This window comes from Streptomyces venezuelae (assembly GCF_008642375.1).
Lineage (GTDB): Bacteria > Actinomycetota > Actinomycetes > Streptomycetales > Streptomycetaceae > Streptomyces > Streptomyces venezuelae_G.
The window spans coordinates 1,984,934-2,002,930 of sequence record NZ_CP029194.1; the positions used below are offsets into that span (position 1 = coordinate 1,984,934).

Annotated in this window: 15 protein-coding genes; 4 read left to right on the forward strand and 11 right to left on the reverse strand. The window is 72.9% G+C overall.

The window, feature by feature from the left end:
• Positions 1 to 52 precede the first annotated feature (52 nt).
• From DEJ46_RS08830 to DEJ46_RS08845, 4 genes are all read right to left on the reverse strand, one after another.
• The gene (locus tag DEJ46_RS08830) at positions 53 to 607 is read right to left on the reverse strand and encodes a DUF1697 domain-containing protein (protein WP_150264990.1); all 555 of its coding nucleotides are present in this window, start codon (positions 605 to 607) and stop codon (positions 53 to 55) included.
• Between the two features lie 141 nt (positions 608 to 748).
• A complete protein-coding gene (locus DEJ46_RS08835; RefSeq protein ID WP_150264991.1) occupies positions 749 to 2,041 on the reverse strand; it encodes an ABC transporter substrate-binding protein in 1,293 nt (430 codons plus the stop codon).
• Entirely contained in the window at positions 2,038 to 2,880 is an 843-nt protein-coding gene (locus DEJ46_RS08840; protein ID WP_150264992.1) for a carbohydrate ABC transporter permease, read from the reverse strand. The genes DEJ46_RS08835 and DEJ46_RS08840 overlap by 4 nt, the downstream gene beginning before the upstream one ends.
• Positions 2,877 to 3,821: a carbohydrate ABC transporter permease gene (locus DEJ46_RS08845; protein WP_150264993.1), complete on the reverse strand. Its 945-nt coding sequence runs from the start codon at positions 3,819 to 3,821 to the stop codon at positions 2,877 to 2,879. The genes DEJ46_RS08840 and DEJ46_RS08845 overlap by 4 nt, the downstream gene beginning before the upstream one ends.
• A gap of 145 nt (positions 3,822 to 3,966) precedes the next feature.
• Between DEJ46_RS08845 and DEJ46_RS08850 the strand changes: the two genes are divergently transcribed.
• Positions 3,967 to 4,824, forward strand: a complete 858-nt coding sequence (locus tag DEJ46_RS08850) for a phosphotransferase enzyme family protein (protein ID WP_150264994.1) — start codon at positions 3,967 to 3,969, stop codon at positions 4,822 to 4,824.
• 57 nt (positions 4,825 to 4,881) lie between these two features.
• Complete coding sequence (locus DEJ46_RS08855) at positions 4,882 to 5,712, forward strand: alpha/beta fold hydrolase (RefSeq protein ID WP_150264995.1); 831 nt, start codon at positions 4,882 to 4,884, stop codon at positions 5,710 to 5,712.
• A 13-nt stretch (positions 5,713 to 5,725) separates the two neighbouring features.
• Here the strand turns inward: DEJ46_RS08855 and DEJ46_RS08860 are convergent, their stop codons facing one another.
• The 4 genes from DEJ46_RS08860 to DEJ46_RS08875 form a co-directional block, all read right to left on the reverse strand.
• Complete coding sequence (locus DEJ46_RS08860) at positions 5,726 to 6,451, reverse strand: 3'-5' exonuclease (RefSeq protein WP_150264996.1); 726 nt, start codon at positions 6,449 to 6,451, stop codon at positions 5,726 to 5,728.
• 77 nt (positions 6,452 to 6,528) lie between these two features.
• Positions 6,529 to 7,833, reverse strand: coding sequence for an SAV2148 family HEPN domain-containing protein (locus DEJ46_RS08865; RefSeq protein ID WP_150264997.1), 1,305 nt, complete (start codon positions 7,831 to 7,833; stop codon positions 6,529 to 6,531).
• Positions 7,834 to 7,946: 113 nt separating this feature from the next.
• Positions 7,947 to 9,278 carry a copper amine oxidase gene (locus DEJ46_RS08870; RefSeq protein WP_150264998.1) on the reverse strand — a complete coding sequence of 444 codons (1,332 nt, stop codon included), beginning with the start codon at positions 9,276 to 9,278 and terminating at the stop codon, positions 7,947 to 7,949.
• 59 nt (positions 9,279 to 9,337) lie between these two features.
• Positions 9,338 to 10,228, reverse strand: coding sequence for a Tat pathway signal sequence domain protein (locus DEJ46_RS08875; protein WP_150264999.1), 891 nt, complete (start codon positions 10,226 to 10,228; stop codon positions 9,338 to 9,340).
• Between the two features lie 138 nt (positions 10,229 to 10,366).
• Between DEJ46_RS08875 and glgX the strand changes: the two genes are divergently transcribed.
• The gene (glgX, locus tag DEJ46_RS08880; RefSeq protein ID WP_150265000.1) at positions 10,367 to 12,487 is read left to right on the forward strand and encodes a glycogen debranching protein GlgX; all 2,121 of its coding nucleotides are present in this window, start codon (positions 10,367 to 10,369) and stop codon (positions 12,485 to 12,487) included.
• Here the strand turns inward: glgX and DEJ46_RS08885 are convergent.
• A complete protein-coding gene (locus DEJ46_RS08885; RefSeq protein WP_150274248.1) occupies positions 12,456 to 13,694 on the reverse strand; it encodes an MFS transporter in 1,239 nt (412 codons plus the stop codon). The two genes, glgX and DEJ46_RS08885, sit on opposite strands and share 32 nt — an antisense overlap.
• A gap of 90 nt (positions 13,695 to 13,784) precedes the next feature.
• Between DEJ46_RS08885 and treY the strand changes: the two genes are divergently transcribed.
• Entirely contained in the window at positions 13,785 to 16,130 is a 2,346-nt protein-coding gene (treY, locus tag DEJ46_RS08890) for a malto-oligosyltrehalose synthase (protein WP_150265001.1), read from the forward strand.
• A 32-nt stretch (positions 16,131 to 16,162) separates the two neighbouring features.
• Here the strand turns inward: treY and DEJ46_RS08895 are convergent, their stop codons facing one another.
• Positions 16,163 to 16,657, reverse strand: a complete 495-nt coding sequence (locus DEJ46_RS08895; RefSeq protein WP_150265002.1) for a hypothetical protein — start codon at positions 16,655 to 16,657, stop codon at positions 16,163 to 16,165.
• A 96-nt stretch (positions 16,658 to 16,753) separates the two neighbouring features.
• Positions 16,754 to 17,836 carry a cytochrome P450 gene (locus tag DEJ46_RS08900; RefSeq protein WP_411757815.1) on the reverse strand — a complete coding sequence of 361 codons (1,083 nt, stop codon included), beginning with the start codon at positions 17,834 to 17,836 and terminating at the stop codon, positions 16,754 to 16,756.
• Positions 17,837 to 17,997 lie beyond the last annotated feature (161 nt).

A 17,997-nucleotide genomic window follows, 5' to 3' on the forward strand; every position in this document is an offset into this window, starting at 1 on the left:
GCCCGTCGCCGTGGGCCAATCGGCGCGCGGTCGGCTGGGCCACTTCGCGGCTTCACTCCTCGCGGGTCATCTCGACGAGCTTGACCACCGTGTTCCAGTTCCGGGCCGTGGCCACGAGCCCCTTGACGATCGACGGGCGGGTCAGCACGTCGCCCAGCTTGGACCGGCCGAGGCCCTCGGGGACGTAGAGGTAGAGCACGCGGTCGCCGAGGGCGAAGTCCTCCGGGAGGTACGCCTCCCGGTCGATCGCCGCGAAGCGTTCGGGCTCGGCGGGTCCCGAGCAGTAGATCGCGTGGAGCTGCTTGCCTTCGAGCTCGGCGGCCGGGAAGGGGCAGGCCTCGGCGACGGCCGCGAGGTAGTCGCCGTCGCGGACGAGGCAGTCGACGCGGAAGCCGAATCGGCGCTCGATCGCGTCCTCCAGCGCGGTCGTGAGCTCGGCGTCGGAGGCGCCCGAGTCCGTGGTGAAGACGGCGTTCCCGCTCTGGAGGTAGGTGCGGACGTCCCGGTGGCCGAGGTCTTCGAGGACGGAACGGAGCTCCGCCATGGGGACCTTGCGGTGTCCGGACACGTTGATGCCGCGGAGAAGGGCCGCGTATGTCTTCGCCATGGGGTTCACCTTAGGGCGGCCACCGCGCCTCGTGGGGGGCGGCACGGTGGCCGGTTCGAACACTCTCCGATGGGAGCGATCCGGAGAAGACCCTTCACTCATCTGTGACTTATTCAACAAGGTTTCGTAATGACGAATCCATCATTTGCGCTGATAGCGGGCGAGGACCCGATTGCCGTCCTCCACCAGCCGTCTGCGGAGCTCGGCGATGTCGATGGCGCCGCTGTAGTACTCCTGGAAGGCCGGCGTCGCCACCTTGTCCTTCCATTCCGGATAGCCGCGCACCCCCTGGGCGGCGGCGGGCCGCAGCCGCTCGGCGACCTCGGCCCCGACGGCCCAGCCGTCGCGGGCGGTCCGCAGGGACGGGTCGGCGAGCGCGGCTCTGCCGGTCGGCAGCATCCAGTCGCCGCGCGCGAGCCGGACCATGTTCGCCGGCCGCAGGAAGAAGTCGAGGAACTCCATCGCCTCCTTCTTGTACGGGCTGTCCTCGGCGATCGACAGGGTCTGCGGGGAGACGCCCTGGGCGAGGCCCTCGCTCCCGGCGGGGGCGGGCAGCACCGTCCACTCGAAGCCCTCGGGGGCCTGCTGGGCGATCTGTTGCCGGTAGGCGAAGCCCAGCGGGACCATGGCGTACTTGCCGGCGAAGAATCCGGGCAGGGTGTCGGAACCGCCGCTGCCGAGGGTGGTGCGCGGGGCGGTCCGGTCGGTGACCACCTGGTCGTGGACGGTGCCGGGGACGACGGCGTCCGCGTCGGTGAAGTCGATGGTGACCCGGCCGTCCGCGCCGCGGTGGAAGAGGCCGCCGCCGGCCGAGACACCGAGGTTGAGGCTGACGGAGACGGGCTCCTTGAGCGGCCAGGCGACCGCGTACCTGCCGGGACCCATGGCGGTGGTGAGGTCCCGGGCGATCTGCCGGAACTCGCCCCAGGTCCAGGGCTTCTCGGGAGTGGGGAGGCGGACGCCGGAGGACTGCAGGACCTTCCGGTTGGCGATGATCATGCGCGGTTCCTGGAGGAACGGGATGCCGTGGATGCCCTCGCCGAAGGTGGTGGTCTCCCAGCTGCGGGCGGGGATGTCGGCGCGCAGCCGCTCGGACAGGAGCGGGCGCAGGTCGGCGAGGTCGCCGCCGTAGGCGAAGTCGGCCAGGTCGTCGGAGGCGTCGTGGATGATGTCCGGCGCCTCGCCGCCCTCGAAGGAGGTGAGGAGCTGGTCGTGGACCGAGTCCCAGCTGCCCTGGACGTAGTCGACCTGGACCCTCGGGTGGGCGGCGTTCCACTCCGCGACGAGCTGCTTGTTGGCGTCGACGGACTCCTTCTGCCAGGCGAGGGACTGGAAGCGGAGCCGTACGACGCCGTCGTCGGGGTGCTCGCCGCCGCCGGCGCAGCCGGTGAGGAGCAGGGTGAGTGCGGCGGCGCAGGTCAGAAGGCGCCTCATGACTTCACCGCCCCGGCCAGCATGCCGCCGGCGATGCGGCGTTGGAGGACGGCGAAGACGACGAGGGAGGGCAGGGTGGCGAGGAAGGCCGCGGCGGCGAGCGGGCCGAGGTCGGCGACGCCCTCGGCGCCGAGGAAGTGGGTGAGGACGACCGGCAGGGTCTGCTTCTCGGGGGTCTTGAGCAGGACGAGCGCGAAGAAGAACTCGTTCCAGGCGGTGACGAAGGCGAAGAGCGCGGTGGCGACGATGCCGGGGGCGAGCAGCGGGGCGGTGACGGAGACGAGGGTACGGAGCCGGCCGGCGCCGTCGACGGCCGCGGCCTCCTCCAGTTCGGCCGGCACGGCCCTGACGTACCCCATGAGCATCCAGAGCGCGAAGGGCAGCGACCACACCACGTAGACCATGACGAGGCCGGGCACGCTGTTGATCAGGTGCAGGTTCTTGAGGATCAGGAAGAGCGGGATGATCACCAGGACGAAGGGGAAGGCCTGGCTGATCACGACCCAGCCGGTGGCCGCCGTCGCGAGCCGTCCCCGGTGGCGGGCGGTGACGTAGGCGAGCGGGGTGGCGATGGCGACCGCGATCAGGGCCGCGGCGAGCGCGGCGACCAGGCTGTTCCCGGCCGCCCTGAGCAGCGGCTGCTCGTCGAAGGCCTGCCGGAAGTTGACGAGGGTCGGCTCCTCGGGGATCCAGGTGGGGTGGAGCGAGGCCAGCTCGGGGGCGGGCTTGAAGGCGGTGGAGACCAGCCAGAGGAAGGGGAAGGCGAGGAAGACCAGGTAGGCGAGGAGGGCGAGGTACTGGCCGATCCGCGCGGGTCTGCTCGTCCGGAGGGCGCTCACCGGTCCTGGTCCCCTTTCAGCCGGCGTACGAGGGAGAGGGCGATGAGCACCGAGACGGCTGCGACCATCACGCAGCCCATCGCGGCGGCGTAGCCGAACTGTCCGTACCGGAAGGCCTCTTCGTAGGCGAAGAGCATCGGGAGCCGGGTCCGGCCGCCCGGTCCGCCGCTGGTCAGGACGTAGACCAGGGCGAAGGAGTTGAAGTTCCAGATGAGGTTCAGCGCGGTGATCGCGAGGGCCACGGGTCTCAGCGCGGGCCAGGTGACGGTGCGGAAGCGGCGCCAGGTGCCGGCGCCGTCGAGGGCGGCGGCCTCGTGGAGTTCGCGCGGGGTGTTCTGGAGTCCGGCGAGCAGGGCGACCGTGGTCTGGGGCATGCCGGCCCAGATGCCGACGACGACGACGGCGGGGAGGGCGGTGGCGAGGCCGGAGAGCCAGTCGTGGCCCTGGCCGAGGCCGAGGTCGCGGACGGTCTCGTTGAGGATGCCGGCGTCGGGGTTGTAGACGAGCCGCCACATGATGCCGACGACGACCTCGGGCATCGCCCAGGGGACGATCGCGAGGGCCCTCGCCAGCCAGCGGAAGCGGAGCTTCTCGTTGAGGAGGAGGGCGAGGCCGAGGGCCAGCAGGAACTGGGGGACGGTCACCCCGACGGCCCAGAGCAGGCCGATGCGGAAGGAGTCCCAGAAGAGGGTGTCGTGCAGCAGGTCCTGGAAGTTGAGGGTGCCGACCCAGCGCGTGGCCTGGGTGCGGCCGGACTGGGCGTCGGTGAAGGCGAGCGCGATGCCGTAGAGGAGCGGACCGACGCTGAGGACGAGGATGGGCAGGAGCGCCGGGAGCACCAGGAACCAGGCGCCGAAGTCGGGCCCCCGGGGTCGTGCCGAGCGGACGGTCCGCGGTGCCCGCGTCCCGTCCGGCCGTTTCGTCGCGGTCGCCGAGCTCATCGATCCGACCCCCCGTCTGCCGGCCGCGCCGCCGGTGAGGAACCCCGTCATGGTCCTGACGGGCCGTGGGGCCGTCAAGGCGACCGGCGCGGCGACCGGCGCGGATGCGAGACTTTGGCTCAAACGCACAGGTAGGGAGAGGTCGATGGACGAGGCGCGGGCCCGGGAGATCCTGGCGGCGGCGGGGCTGCCGGTCGCGGAGGCGCGGCTGCTGGCGCTGGGGGAGAACGCGGTCTTCGCCGTGGGCGACCTGGTGGTGAAGGTCGGCAGGGACGCCGAGCTGTTCGAGCGGGCCGAGCGGGAGATGGCACTGGCCGACTGGCTCGCCGGGGCGGGGGTCCCGGCTCCGCGGGCCGCCGAGGAGAAGCCGCGGCTGGTCGAGGGGCACCCGGTCACCTTCTGGCACCGGCTGCCCGACGCGGTCCGGCCGGCGGAGCCCCGCGATCTGGCGCCGCTGCTGCGGGCCGTGCACGCCCTGCCCGAGCCGGTGGGGTTCACGCTCCCCCGGCGTGACCTGCTCGGCGGGGTCGAGCGGTGGCTGCGGCTCGCGGGAGAGGCGATCGACCCGGCGGACGCGGCCTTCCTCCGGGAGCGGCGCGACGCCTTCGCCCCGGCGGCCGCCGCGCTCACCCCGCGCCTGACGCCGGGCCCGGTCCACGGCGACGCCCTCCCCCGGAACGTCCTCGTCGGACCCGAAGGACCGGTCCTGATGGACCTGGAGACCTTCTCCTCCGACCTGCGCGAGCACGACCTCGTGGTGCTCGCGCTCTCCCGGGACCGCTACGGCGTCGACCCGGCCGCCTACGACGCCTTCACGGAGGCGTACGGCTGGGACGTGCGGGAGTGGGAGGGGTGCGCCGTGCTGCGGGGCGCGCGGGAGACGGCGAGCTGCGCGTGGGTGGCCCAGCACGCGCCGGCGAACCCGAAGGCGCTGGCCGAATTCGAGCGGCGGGTCCGCTCGCTGCGGGACGATGACCCGGAGGTCCGCTGGTACCCGTTCTGACATCATGTCCGGGCCGGGTGGCCGGCCCGGATTCCCTCTGCCGAACGGGGTGTTGCGATGCGTGTGGAACTTTCCGAGGTGACGCTCGACGTCCGGGTGAGCGGCGAGGGACCGGCCGTCCTCCTGGTGCACGGCTTCCCCGACAGCCATGACCTCTGGCGCCGTCAGATCCCGGCGCTGACCGCGGCCGGCTTCTCCTGTGTCGCGCCCACCCTGCGGGGCTTCGGCGCCTCGGACCGGCCCGAGGGCGGCCCGGAGGCGTACCACCCGGCCAAGCACGTCCGCGACCTTCTCGAACTGCTGGCCCGGCTGGAGCTCGACCGGGTCCATCTCGTCGGCCACGACTGGGGCTCGGGCATCGCCCAGGTGCTCGCGCAGTTCGCGCCGGACCGGGTGCGGAGCCTGAGCCTGCTGTCGGTGGGGCATCTGGGTGCGATCCGGGCGGCGGGCTGGAAGCAGCGGCAGCTGTCCTGGTACATGGTGCTGTTCCAGCTGGCCGGGGTGGCCGAGGAGTGGCTCGTGCGGGACGACTGGGCCAACTTCCGCGAGATGCTCGCCGAGCACCCGGACGCGGAGGCCGTCCTCGAACCCCTGCGTGCGCCGGGCGCGCTGACGGCCGCCCTGGACATCTACCGCGCGGGGCTGCCGCCGGAGGTGCAGTTCGGTCCCGATCCGGTGCTGCCCCCGCTGGCGGAGTCGATCCCGGTGATGGGCCTCTGGTCGACGGGCGACCGCTTCCTCACGGAGAGCTCGATGTCGGGCACGGGCGAGTACGTCGCCGGGTCCTGGCGCTACGAGCGCGTCGAGGAGGCGGGTCACTGGCTTCAGCTGGACCAGCCGGAGAAGGTCAACGAGCTGCTGCTCTCCTTCTTCAAGGAGAACTCCTAGCCGGGGAGAACTCCTAGCCGGCCGCCAGGACCGCCGGCCGCAGGGGCCAGGTGGATTCGACGACCGCTTCCAGGTCTCCCTTGCGGCGCAGGAAGGCCTGGAAGTCCTCGGCCCAGACGCGGTACCAGGAGATCTGCCGCTCGTGCAGCTCGGCCGGGTCCAGCTCGGCGACCTGGCGGTGCCGCTCGGCTATCGCGACGGCGACCCGGACGGCGGCGAGCGCGTCGGCCGCGGCCTGGTGGGCGGCTTCGAGGACCACGCCGTACTCCCCGCAGACCGCCTCCAGGGTCCGCTTGCCGCGCCGGTAGCGGTCGACGGCCCGGTCGATCGTGTACGGGTCGACGACCGGCCCGATCTCGACGCCGCCGAGCCGCTCGCTCAGCGAGGGCAGCCCGTGCCGGCGCAGCTCGGCGGAGAGGAGCGTGAGGTCGAAGGAGGCGTTGTACGCCACGATCGGGACGCCGTCCTCCCAGTACGCGGCGAGGGTCCTCGCGATCTCGTCGGCGACCTCGCGCACCGGCCGGCCCTCGGCCGCCGCGCGTTCGGTGCTGATGCCGTGGATCGCGGAGGCCTGCTCCGGGATGCGGATGCCGGGATCGGCGAGCCAGTCCTGTCGTCGGACGACGTCTCCCCCGCCGTCGACCTCGATGATCGAGGCCGTGACGATACGGGCCTCCAGCGGATCGGTGCCGGTCGTCTCCAGGTCGAAGCCGACCAGCGTGTCGCCGTGCCAGGCCATCGGGTCCTCCTTACGTGATCTCCCCCGTGGTGGTGACCACCCTCGCACGCACCACTGACAACGCCCCTGGGTGGTGGTCAGGAGACCGGGCGGGAGTCGAGCCACACCGACTCGAACTCCTCCCGGTATGTCTGGAAAAGTCCGTGTTCACCGTCGGCGCCGGGCTGACCGTGCCGCACCACGCTCCGCCCCCCGCCCCGCAGGACGAGGACCGGGGCCTCCATGCCGCGGGCCTTGCGCAGATAGGACTGCACGACGCCCACCCCGTCCGGGCCGTCGCCGTCCACCAGGTACGCGGTGAAGCGCGGGGTCTCGTCGAAGACGTGGATCTGGAAGGCGCCCGGGTCGCGCAGCTTCGAGCGGACCCGCCGCATGTGCAGGATGTTCATCTCGACGGAGCGGCTGAGCTCGCCCTTCTTGAGGCCGAGTTCCCGCTCGCGCCGCTTGACCGCGCTGCTCGCCGGGTTGAGGAAGAGCAGCCGCGTCCGGCAGCCGGACTCCGCGAGCCGGACCATGCGGCGGCCGGAGAAGTTCTGCACGAGGAGGTTCAGGCCTATGCCTGTGGCGTCGAGGCGCCGGGCGCCGCCGAACAGGTCCTCGGCCGGCAGCTGCCGCTGGAGCCGCACCCGGTCGGGGTGGACGGAGACCACGTCCGCGTACCGGTCGCCTACGAGGTCCTCGACCGCGTCCACGGGCAGCCGGTCGGCGGACGGCACCCCGGCCCCGCTGCCGAGGATCTCCAGGAGCCGCGCCGACGCCCGCTCGGACTGGGCGAGCACGGTCAGCGAGAGCGCCCGGTTGCGGGAGACCACGTTGCGCGTGACCTCCAGCTCGTCCAGAGCGAGTTCGACCTCGCGCCGGTCGTCGAAGTAGGGCTCGAAGCAGGGCCAGTGCTGCACCATCAGCTCGCGCAGCTGCGGCAGCGTGAGGAAGCTCAGGACGTTGTCGTCGGCCGGGTCGAGGAGGTAGCCCTTGCGCCGGGAGACCTCGCGGACGGCGACCGCCCTCTGCACCCACTCCTGGCCGGCGGGACCGGCCGCGGCCACGACCCACTCCTCGCCGTGCACGGGTTCGTACACGGGCCGCAGGACGGCCGCGACCACGGCCCTCAGCCGCTGCTCGACCAGGTTGAGCCAGATGTAGGCGCGCCCCGCGCGCTGGGCGCGGGTGCGCACCTCGCCCCAGGCCTCGGCACCCCAGTCGAGCTCCGCCCCGATCTCCACCGGCCGGGCGACGGAGACCGTCCCGGGCGGCACGACCGTCCCCGGCGGGATCGCCGCGCCGGGCGGGACGACCGCGCCGGGCGGTGCCTCGGCGGGGTCGGCCGGACCCCCCTCGTGACCCGCGTCACCTGGGGGCAGCTCCCGACCTCCCGAGCTCACCCGCGCACCGCCTTCTGCTCCTGGAAGCCCGCTTCTTCGACCATTCCGACAACGATCAAGGAAGGGTACTCCGCAAGCGGGAGGCGGTGCAGCAGGATCGTCAGGCTCCTTGCTCAACTACCCAGATCGGGCTGCCCGTTCTCGGAGGCGAGATCGGCCGGAGTGAGCGGATTCATAGCGGTAAGGTCCCTGGGCGCGAGCTGGAAGCCCTGCCAGTGGACCGGCATGGGCTGCTGGTCCTCGTCCCGGGCGATGTGGTGGAACCCGATGTTGACCCACACCGAGGGCTTGGTCAGCGTCTCGCCGTTGACCCACTTGTCCACGCTGTCACCGGCGTTGGTCCCGCAGTTGCCGATGTTGTTGCTCGCGAACTGCTCGCAGGCCCGCGACTGGGTGAAGTACACGTCGTGCTTGGTGAAGCCGCGGCCGGCGTGGGTGTCGGTGTGGCCGGGCACGATCTCGTACGAACGGGCGTGGCCGTCGGCGTTCTTGCCGGTGCCGCTGACCACCCGCCACCAGCGCATGTTCTTCGCGTCGCCGGCGAGTTCCTTGGTGACGACGGTGCGCTTCGTCTTCACGGTCGGTCCGCCGCCGGTCGCGGGCGGCGCGGTGACGGTGGAGTCGAACTGCTCGATCCGGTCCTTCGTCGAGCCGTCGAGGCCGAAGTCGAGCTTCCAGAAGACGTTGTGGGCGTGGCTGGTGGCGTAGGCGCGGGCGCCCTTGCCGATGGGCCAGCCACGGCCGTCGGTCGCGTTGTAGTCGACCGGCGAAAGGCTGCCGGTGGCACCGACGTTGGCGCCGATGGTGCCGTCGGCGGAGAAGCGCCACTCGGAGATGTACTCGTACCAGCCGACCTTGTTGACGGTGTAGACGAGCAGGTCCTTGCCCTGGACCTGATAGACCTTGTCGCCGCCGTCGGCGGCCATGCGGTACGCGTGGCCGCGCGCCCTGGTCGTGGTGCACAGGCCCTTGACCTGGCCGACCTCGGGCACCTTGACGGTGGAGATGGTGCCGCCGGGGCACTCGGCGGGCTTGAGGTTCTGGAGGCCCCAGCCGAAGCCGGCGCCGGTGAGGTCGTCGTACTCGGCGACGCCGTCGTCGTACGGCACGTGGATCTGGGCGAGCCGGGCGCTGGTGAGGACCTTGATCGGCGCGGCGCCGGGCGCCTGGTAGGTGACCCGGTCCAGGGTGAGCCCGGCGTCGGTGTTGTAGCGCCAGCACATGTTCCAGACCGCGCCGCCTTCGAGCTTCTGCGTGATGCGGTAGGCGGCCGAGCAGGCGGGCTGGGCGGGCGGCGGCGGCGCGGCGGTGGGCAGCGGCGGGGCCGACGGGCGGGGCGGGGCGGCGGTCGCGGGTCCCGCGGCGGCCGTGGCGGTGCCGAGCAGGACGGCCGCGGTCAGGACGGCGCCCTTCCGGCGGGTTCGCGTCGTGCGCTGGGTGGACATGGGAACGTACTCCCTCGTACGGAGATGTCGTGGATCGGGAGGACCGGGGGCGGCGGTGATCAGCCGACGCGCGTGACGGTCCTCGCGGAGAGGTCGACGATGAGGTTCCGGGTGTCGATCCAGGCCCCGTTGAGGACCTTGGTGACGAGGCGGACGCAGCGGTGCTCTCCGCACTTGGCGAGCTGCGCGGGCACGTTCTTCTCGCGGTAGGGGCGGTAGACGTCGCCGTTGAACCACAGCTGCCCGGTGGAGGTGAGCTGCTTGCCCGTGGCGTCCTTGTAGTCCTCCTTGACGCCCTTGCCGAGCGGGCTCGCGAGGATCAGTTCCAGGGCCTCGCGGAGCTCTTCCGGGTGGGCGGAGGGCTGGACGCCGCGCTGCGCCGCGGACCTCTCGACCTTCCCCGTGCCGAGGTTGACGGTGCGGGTGACGAGCTCGTCCCGCGCGTAGTCGTAGAACCGGACCTCGGCGCGGCGCGAGCCGTCGCCCGGCAGCGGGTCGGCGAGGACGGTGCCCAGGTGCTGCGGGCCCTTGCCTCCCTCGACGTTCTCCTGGGCGGCGGCGGCCGGCGGGGCGAGCGCCAGCTCCTCGGCCCGCGTGAGCTCGTCGTCGGTGAGCGGGTCGCTCCCGATGCCCTTGTCCCCCTCGGCCGCGGCCGGGGCCACGGTCGCGGGCGGCGGCGCGGAGCCGGCCGCCTGGGCGCCGGCCTCCGCCGCGCCGTCCGCCGTGGTCCCGGCCTGCCCCTGGCCGGTCGCGCCGGCCGATCCGCCCCCTGCCGACGTACCGCCGGATCCGGCGGTACCGGCGACCCCCGCCGTACCCGCTGTTCCCGCGGCGCCGTTCGCTCCCGCGCTGCCCGGCAGGCTGATCGCGACCGCGACGGCGGTTCCCGTCACCGCCATGGCCGCTCCGGCCACCACCTTCCCCAGGTGGCGGCGCGCTATTTCGTACACACTTCCCCCTCTATCCCCCTCTTGATGTGCGGTCACCCGGTAGGACGGGGCGAAGTCCTAGGAGGTTGCGCCTCTTTCGGGCAGGATCTGGCCGAAGAACACCCACTAAACCCGGACAGAAGAGGAAGAGTCGTATCCATGCAGGTCTGGCCGGGACAGGCGTACCCCTTGGGCGCCACCTATGACGGAGCGGGAACCAACTTCGCGGTCTTCTCGGAGGCCGCCCACAGGATCGAGCTGTGCCTGCTCCACGACGACGGCTCGGAGACGGCGGTGGAGCTGCGCGAGACGGACGCCTTCGTCCGGCACGCCTATCTGCCGGGTGTGATGCCGGGCCAGCGGTACGGGTTCCGGGTGCACGGCCCGTACGCCCCCGAACGCGGGCTCCGCTGCAACGCGGCGAAGCTGCTCCTCGACCCCTACGCGCGGGCGGTGTCGGGGCGGATCCGCTGGGGGGAGGCGGTGTACGGCTATCCGTTCGGGCGGCCGGACGCGCGCAACGACCTCGACTCGGCCCCGGACACGATGACCTCGGTCGTGGTCAATCCGTACTTCGACTGGGGCGACGACCGGCGCCCGCGCACCGAGTACCACCACACGGTGATCTACGAGGCCCATGTGAAGGGCCTGACGATGCTCCATCCGGATCTCCCGGAGGAGCTGCGCGGGACGTACGCGGGGCTCGCGCACCCCTCGGTCATCGGCCATCTGAAGGAACTCGGCGTCACGGCACTGGAGCTGATGCCGGTTCACCAGTTTGTGAACGATCACCGGCTCGTGGACGCGGGGCTCTCGAACTACTGGGGCTACAACACGATCGGCTTCTTCGCCCCGCACAACGCCTACGCGTCCTGGGGCGACCGGGGCCAGCAGGTCCTGGAGTTCAAGTCGGCGGTCCGGGCGCTCCACCAGGCGGGCATCGAGGTCATCCTCGACGTGGTCTACAACCACACCGCCGAGGGCAACCACCTGGGTCCGACGCTCTCCATGCGGGGCCTGGACAACCCCTCCTACTACCGGCTCTCGAACGACCCCCGGTACTACACGGACACGACGGGCACGGGGAACTCGCTGCTCATGCGCTCCCCGCACGTGCTCCAGCTCATCATGGACAGCCTGCGGTACTGGGTGACCGAGATGCACGTGGACGGTTTCCGCTTCGACCTGGCGGCCACCCTGGCCCGGCAGTTCCACGAGGTGGACCGGCTGTCCTCGTTCTTCGACCTCGTGCAGCAGGATCCGGTGGTCAGCCAGGTCAAGCTGATCGCCGAGCCCTGGGACGTGGGCGAGGGCGGCTACCAGGTGGGCAACTTCCCGCCGCTGTGGACCGAGTGGAACGGCAAGTACCGGGACTGCGTAAGGGACTTGTGGCGGGGCGAGCCCCGCACGCTCGCCGAGTTCGCGTCCCGGCTGACGGGCTCGTCGGACCTCTACCAGGACGACGGTCGCCGCCCCCTCGCCTCGGTCAACTTCGTGACCTGCCACGACGGTTTCACGCTGCGGGACCTCGTCTCGTACAACGAGAAGCGCAACGAGGCGAACGGCGAGGGCAACCGGGACGGCGAGAACTACAACCGCTCGTGGAACTGCGGCGAGGAGGGGGAGACGGAGGACGTCGGGATCACCGAGCTGCGCGCCCGCCAGATGCGCAACTTCCTGGCCACGCTGATGCTTTCGCAGGGCGTGCCGATGCTGAGCCACGGCGACGAGTTCGGGCGGACGCAGGGCGGCAACAACAACGCGTACTGCCAGGACAACGAGGTGTCCTGGGTGCGGTGGCCGAAGGAGAACAGCGAGGCCGAGGCCACGCTCCTGCGCTTCACCCGGTCCATGGTGCGGCTGCGCCGGGAGCATCCGGTCTTCCGGCGGCGCCGCTTCTTCCACGGGCGGCCGGTGGAGGGCACCCACGACGAGCTGACCGACATCGCCTGGTTCACGCCCGAGGGCGAGGAGATGACGTCGAGGGACTGGCAGGCGGCGCACGCCCAGGCGCTGACGGTCTTCCTCAACGGCAACGCCATCTCGGAGCCGGGGACGCAGGGCGAGCGGATCGCCGACGACTCCTTCCTGCTGATGTTCAACGCCTCCGCGAAGGAGCTGGAGTTCGTGGTGCCGGACAGCCACGGCCGGTACTGGCGGATGGTGGTCGACACCTCCGACCCGGAGGGCATGCCGCCGCAGGAGGGGCCTGAGCTCGCGGGCGGCGAGCGGGTGACGCTGGCGCCGCTCAGCCTGACCGTTCTGCGCCGGCCGGCCTGAGCTCCCGTACCGGCGGCACGGGAGCCGCCACCCGCGCCGACCAGGACAGCGCCGCGCAGGCCACGGCCGCCCCCACCGCCACCGCGAAGGCGGCGGGGGCGCCGTGGTTCTCGGCGAGCCGGCCGGAGAGGGCGAGGGCGAGGGCCTGACCGGCGACGATCCCGCTGGTGAGGAAGGCCATGGACTCGGAGAGCCGGGTCGCCGGCACGGTCCGCTCGGTGAGCCCGAAGACCGTGATCAGGTGCGGGGCATAGGCGGCGCCGAGGACGACCACGACCACGTACAGCGCGCCGAGCGAGCCGACGAAGAGCAGGGGCACGGAGAGGACGACGAGGGCGACGGTGGCCGCGCGCCAGCGGGTGGTGAGCCCGATGCGGGCGGGCAGCGCGGCGAGGGAGAGGCCGACGGCGGCGCTCATCACGCCCATCGCCGCGTAGACGAGCCCCGCCTGGGCGGGCGCGCCGAGCTCCTCGGTGAGCGCGGTGATCCCGGCCTGGGAGGCGCCGAACATCGCGCCCTGGAGGACCATCGTGCCCCGCAGCGCGTACGCGGATCGGGGCAGCCGCCCCCGCTCGGCCGCGTCCGTACGGGTGGCCCGGCCCGGGTCCGGCGCGGTGACCTCCGCGGTGGGGTGCAGGGCGAAGGCGGAGCCGCAGACGGCGAGCAGGAGCGCGGCCGTGAGGAGCGCGGCGGCGGGGTGGGCGAGGGCGGCGGCGAGGCCGACGAGGGCCGGGCCGAGGACGAAGGAGACCTCGTCGAGGGTGCCTTCGAAGGAGAGGAGCGCGCCGACGGTCCGTTCGTCGCGGCTCCCGGAGCGGCGGGCGAGGGCCACCGCACGGGTCCGGGCGAGCGGCCCGATCTGGGGGACGGTGGCGCCGGCGAGCGCGCCGGCCAGCATGAGCCAGCCGGTGGCCGCGTGGGCGAGCGCGGCGGCGACCAGGACGGCGACGGCGACCGCGTTGGCGAGGGAGGCGGCGAGGACGACCCCTCGCTGGCCGTGCCGGTCGGCGAGGCGGCCGATGACCGGTCCCGCGACGGTCTGTCCGGCGGCGAGCGCGCCGCCGGCGAGCCCGGCGGTGGCGAGCGAGCCGCTGGTCTCGGCGACCAGGAGCAGGCTGCCGAGCTGACACATGGCCGTGGGCAGCCGGCCGAGGAAGGAGATCACCGGCAGGGCCGGGCCGAGCAGGGACAGCGTGTCGCGATACATCCGGAGCATCACGCGACCGTAACGCGATGCACACGAACGAGTGCATAGGGCGATGACACAGAAGCCCTCGCGCGGGGTACGTACGTTCGCATGACCTCCTCCTCGGCCCTTTCCGCGCTCCCCACCGCCACCTACCGGCTCCAGCTCCAGCCGGAGTTCCCGTTCGCCGCCGCCGAGCGGGCCGTGCCGCACCTCGCCGGGCTCGGGGTCTCGCACCTCCACCTCTCCCCCGTCCTGGAGGCGGTGCCCGGCTCGACCCACGGCTACGACGTCACCGACCACCGGTCCGTACGGGCCGAGCTGGGTGGCGAGGAGGGGCTGCGGGCCCTGGCGGCGACCGCGCGGTCCCACGGCCTCGGCCTCGTCGTGGACCTGGTCCCCAACCACATGGCGGCCTCCCCCCGGCACAACCACGCGCTGCGGTCGGTGCTCCGCGACGGCCCGGACTCGCCGTACGCCCGCTGGTTCGACGTCGACTGGGCGGCGGGCGACGGACGGCTGCTGCTGCCGGTGCTGCCCGCGCGGCTCCCTGAGGTACGGGATCGGCTGCGGGTCTCGGACGGGGCGCTGCACCTCGACGGGCAGGACTTCCCGCTGCGGGAGGGCACGGAGGGGCTGCCGCTCGACGAGCTGCTCGACGCCCAGTGGTACCGCCTCGCCTGGTGGCGCCTGGCCCGCACGGATCTCAACTACCGTCGCTTCTTCACCATTTCGGAGCTCATCGGGGTGCGGGTGGAGGACCCCGAGGTGTTCGCGGCGACCCACGCGAAGATCGTGGAGCTGGTGGCGGACGGGGTGGTCGAGGGGCTGCGCATCGACCACCCGGACGGTCTCGCGGACCCGCAGGGGTACCTGGAGGACCTGGCGGCGGCGACCGGCGGGCGCTGCTGGACCGTGGTGGAGAAGATCCTCACGGGGACGGAGCCCCTGCCGGCCGCCTGGCCCGTCGCGGGCACCACCGGGTACGACGCGCTGCGGCAGGTCGAGGGAGTCCTCACGGACCCGGTCGGTGCCGACGAACTGGCGGATGTGTACCGGGAGTTCACGGGAGCCGCCGGGGACCGGGGCGGCCGGTGGGAGGCGACCGCGCGCCGCGCCGCGTACGAGGTGGTGACGCACGACCTGGCCGCCGAGACGGCCGCGCTGACCCGGCTCGCGGAGCGGATCTGCGCGGCCGACCCGGCACTGCGGGACCACGCGCCCTGGGCCGTGCGGACGGCGGTACGGGAGCTGCTCGTCCGGGTGCCGGTCTACCGCAGCTACCGGACGGGCGGCGAGGAGGTGCTGACCCCGGCGGCGGCGCGGGGCGCGAAGGCCGCGTTCGCCGTGCCGGAGGAGGCCTCGGCCGTCGACCTGGTACGGGAGCTGGCGCTCGGCTCGTTGGGGGACGGACCGGAACACCGGGCGTTCCGGGCGCGGTTCGCGCAGACGTCATCGGCGCTGCGGGCCAAGTCCGTGGAGGACACGGCCTTCTACCGGTACACACCCCTGCTCTCGGCGAACGAGGTGGGCGGGGACGCGGGGCGTCCGGCCGTGTCGGTCGACGAGTTCCACGCGTACTGCCTGCGGATCGCCCGGGACTGGCCGGGCACCGGGACCGTGCTGTCCACCCACGACACCAAGCGCAGCGCGGACGTGCGGGCCGCGATCGCGGTGCTCGCCCAGTGCCCGGAGGTGTGGGCGGCGCTCCTGACGGAGGTCGCGGGGGTGCCGGCGCCCGATCCGCACCTGGCGTGGACGGCCTGGCAGACGGCCTTCGGCTTCGGCGCGCCGGACGCGGAGCGGCTCGGTCCCGCGGTCCTCAAGTCCGTGCGGGAGGCGGGGCTCCGGACGAGCTGGACCGAGCCGGACGCGGCGTACGAGCGGGCGGTGGCCGAGTTCACGGCGGCCGGACCGGGCCGGATCCCGCTGCGCTCGGCCTCGGAGGCGGCCTTCGCCCTCGAACCGCACATCCGGGCCCACGCGCTGGGCGCGGCGCTCGTGCAGCTGACGATGCCGGGCGTGCCGGAGCTGTACCAGAACACGGAGCGGGAGTACCGGGCGCTCGTCGACCCGGACAACCGGGCCCCGTTCGCGGCGGGCCCGGACGACGACCGGACGGTCCTGGTCCGGGCGGCCCTGGGGCTGCGCCGGGAGCGCCCGGCGGCCTTCGGCCCGGGCGGAGCGTACACACCCCTGGCGGCGATCGGCCCCGCCGCCGCGCACTGTCTGGCCTTCGCCCGCTCCGGTGCGGTGGTGACGGCCGTGACCCGGCTCTCCCTGCGACTCGCGGAGGCAGGCGGCTGGCAGGACACGGAGCTGGTTCTGCCGGACGGCCGCTGGGCCGATCTCCTCGACGGTGTACGGGAGTTCACGGGCGGTCCGGCGACCGAGCTCAAGCTCGCGGAGCTCTTCGCGGACCGGCCGGTGGCGCTGCTGGCGAGGCTGGACGGCTGAGCGCTCCCGGTGGCCCGGGAGCGCCCGAACGGTCAGAAGCGGGAGACTCGCGAGACCTCGCAGTCGGTGTACTCGGAGCCGTCACCGGTTCCGATGTACGGGGTGGTCACCTCGGCGCTCTGGGAGGCGCCCGCCGCGACCGCGATGCCGGCCTTGATCGCGGTCCGCGGAACGACGCTGCCGCCCGCGGCGCCCTTGAACTTCATGGTGACGTTGTAGTCGTAGTCCATCGAGCCGTCGTTCTTGACGGTGACCCGGGCGACGAGGTTCTTGGTCGCCTGGTCGTACTTGCACTCGTCGATGGTCACGTCGCGGATCGCCTTGTCGGCGCTGCTGGAGCCGCCGGGCAGGGAGCCGCCGGAGGAGCTGCCGGAGCTGTCGCTGTCGTTGTGGTTGCTGGAGCCGGAGCTGCCGCTGCTGCCACTGCTGTTGTTGTCGCAGCCGCCTCCGCCCGAGCCGCGGGCACCGGTCAGGGCGACGACGGCGACGGCGGCGACAGCGATGGCGCGGACATGACGCTTATTCATGTTTCAATCCCCGTTGAAAGTGGTAAAGAGAAGGGCTCTTTTGACGAGCGCACGTCACCCTAGCAGCGGTGTCGGACAGCTCGTTCCACTCTCGGATCAGCCGCCCGGGCGAACGATCAGGCTGCGCGGCGCCCGGGTGATGAGGCCGGTGGAGTCGGGCCGGAAGCCGTCGGCGAGCCGCAGCCGCGGCATCGCCGAGAAGAGCGCGCGCACGGCGTACTCGGCCTCCAAGCCGGCGAGCAGTACGGCGGGGCAGAAGCCGCTGCCGTACGTGAGCTGGCCCGGGTCGTCGCGGAACGGGTCGAAGCGGTCGGGGTCGCGGAAGCGCTCCGGGTCCCGGCCGGCGGAGCCGACGAGCAGGGCGACGGACGCACCCGACGGGATGATGCCGCCGCTCACCCGGACCTCGGAGCGGGTGCGGCGCACGGCGATCTGCACGGGCGGGTCGCGGCGCAGCGACTCGGCCCAGGCGCGGGCGACGAGCGCGGTGGGGGCGTCACGGAGGGCGGCGACCTGGTCGGGGTCGGCGAGGACGTTGCCGAGGAAGGAGGCGAGCGCCTTCTCCCGTACGGCGATCTGGCCGCCGCACTCCCCGGCGAGCGCGCCGGCGGCCCGGCCGCGCACGAGCCGCATCATGTCGCGGTAGGGCACGCCGACGGCCGCGGCGACGGTCCCTGCGGGCAGCCAGTGGCAGAAGTCGGCGACGAGGTCGGCCTGCGGGCGCTCGGCGATGCGGCGGGCGAGGACGTACGCCGTGCGTTCGGTGACGGATCTCAACTCGGCCATGTCGACGTCGACATGGGCCCGTGAGCAGGGGGGGTCCCCCGGCCGGTGCCCGTGGGTGAATCGGGTGTCGGTGAGGGCGGTGGCGACGTCCGCGTACCGGCTGAGGACCCAGGCGCGCAGCAGCGGGTCGTACGTGAGCGGGAACTCCTCGCGCAGCGTCCGGTGGATCGCGTGCGGGTCGCGGGTGGCGCCGGGGTCGAGGGGGCTCGGCGCGACGGTCCGCCCGGTGGGCGCGAAGGGTCCGTCGGCCGGGCCCGCGGATCCGGCCGGGCCCATGGGCCCCCCGGCTGTCGGCTCGGCGACGGTCCGCACGCGGCCCGCGGTGCTGCCCCGCGCGGGGGCCGCGCCGGACGTCACGGTCGGGATCGCTGCGGACGCCGCGCCGGGGGCCATGGACGGCAAGCGCGTCCAGGGGTCCCCGGACTCCTCCGGCCGGGCGTTCCCTATGCCTCGGTCCGGTGCTCCGCGGTTCGGCTCGTCGCTCATCGCGCCCCCTGTCGATCGGCGGTGGGTGCCGCGGCCGGAGAAGTGTGGCGCGCGTCTCCCCACCCCAT

What these genes read in the sequence shown, in the direction of transcription:
- DEJ46_RS08900 (WP_411757815.1), bottom strand. Translation starts at nt 17,836, where the DNA reads ATGGCCCCCGGCGCGGCGTCCGCAGCGATCCCGACCGTGACGTCCGGC.
- DEJ46_RS08830 (WP_150264990.1), bottom strand. Translation starts at nt 607, where the DNA reads ATGGCGAAGACATACGCGGCCCTTCTCCGCGGCATCAACGTGTCCGGA.
- DEJ46_RS08835 (WP_150264991.1), bottom strand. Translation starts at nt 2,041, where the DNA reads ATGAGGCGCCTTCTGACCTGCGCCGCCGCACTCACCCTGCTCCTCACC.
- DEJ46_RS08855 (WP_150264995.1), top strand. Translation starts at nt 4,882, where the DNA reads ATGCGTGTGGAACTTTCCGAGGTGACGCTCGACGTCCGGGTGAGCGGC.
- DEJ46_RS08870 (WP_150264998.1), bottom strand. Translation starts at nt 9,278, where the DNA reads ATGTCCACCCAGCGCACGACGCGAACCCGCCGGAAGGGCGCCGTCCTG.
- glgX (WP_150265000.1), top strand. Translation starts at nt 10,367, where the DNA reads ATGCAGGTCTGGCCGGGACAGGCGTACCCCTTGGGCGCCACCTATGAC.
- DEJ46_RS08845 (WP_150264993.1), bottom strand. Translation starts at nt 3,821, where the DNA reads ATGAGCTCGGCGACCGCGACGAAACGGCCGGACGGGACGCGGGCACCG.
- DEJ46_RS08895 (WP_150265002.1), bottom strand. Translation starts at nt 16,657, where the DNA reads ATGAATAAGCGTCATGTCCGCGCCATCGCTGTCGCCGCCGTCGCCGTC.
- DEJ46_RS08885 (WP_150274248.1), bottom strand. Translation starts at nt 13,694, where the DNA reads ATGTATCGCGACACGCTGTCCCTGCTCGGCCCGGCCCTGCCGGTGATC.
- DEJ46_RS08860 (WP_150264996.1), bottom strand. Translation starts at nt 6,451, where the DNA reads ATGGCCTGGCACGGCGACACGCTGGTCGGCTTCGACCTGGAGACGACC.
- treY (WP_150265001.1), top strand. Translation starts at nt 13,785, where the DNA reads ATGACCTCCTCCTCGGCCCTTTCCGCGCTCCCCACCGCCACCTACCGG.
- DEJ46_RS08850 (WP_150264994.1), top strand. Translation starts at nt 3,967, where the DNA reads ATGGACGAGGCGCGGGCCCGGGAGATCCTGGCGGCGGCGGGGCTGCCG.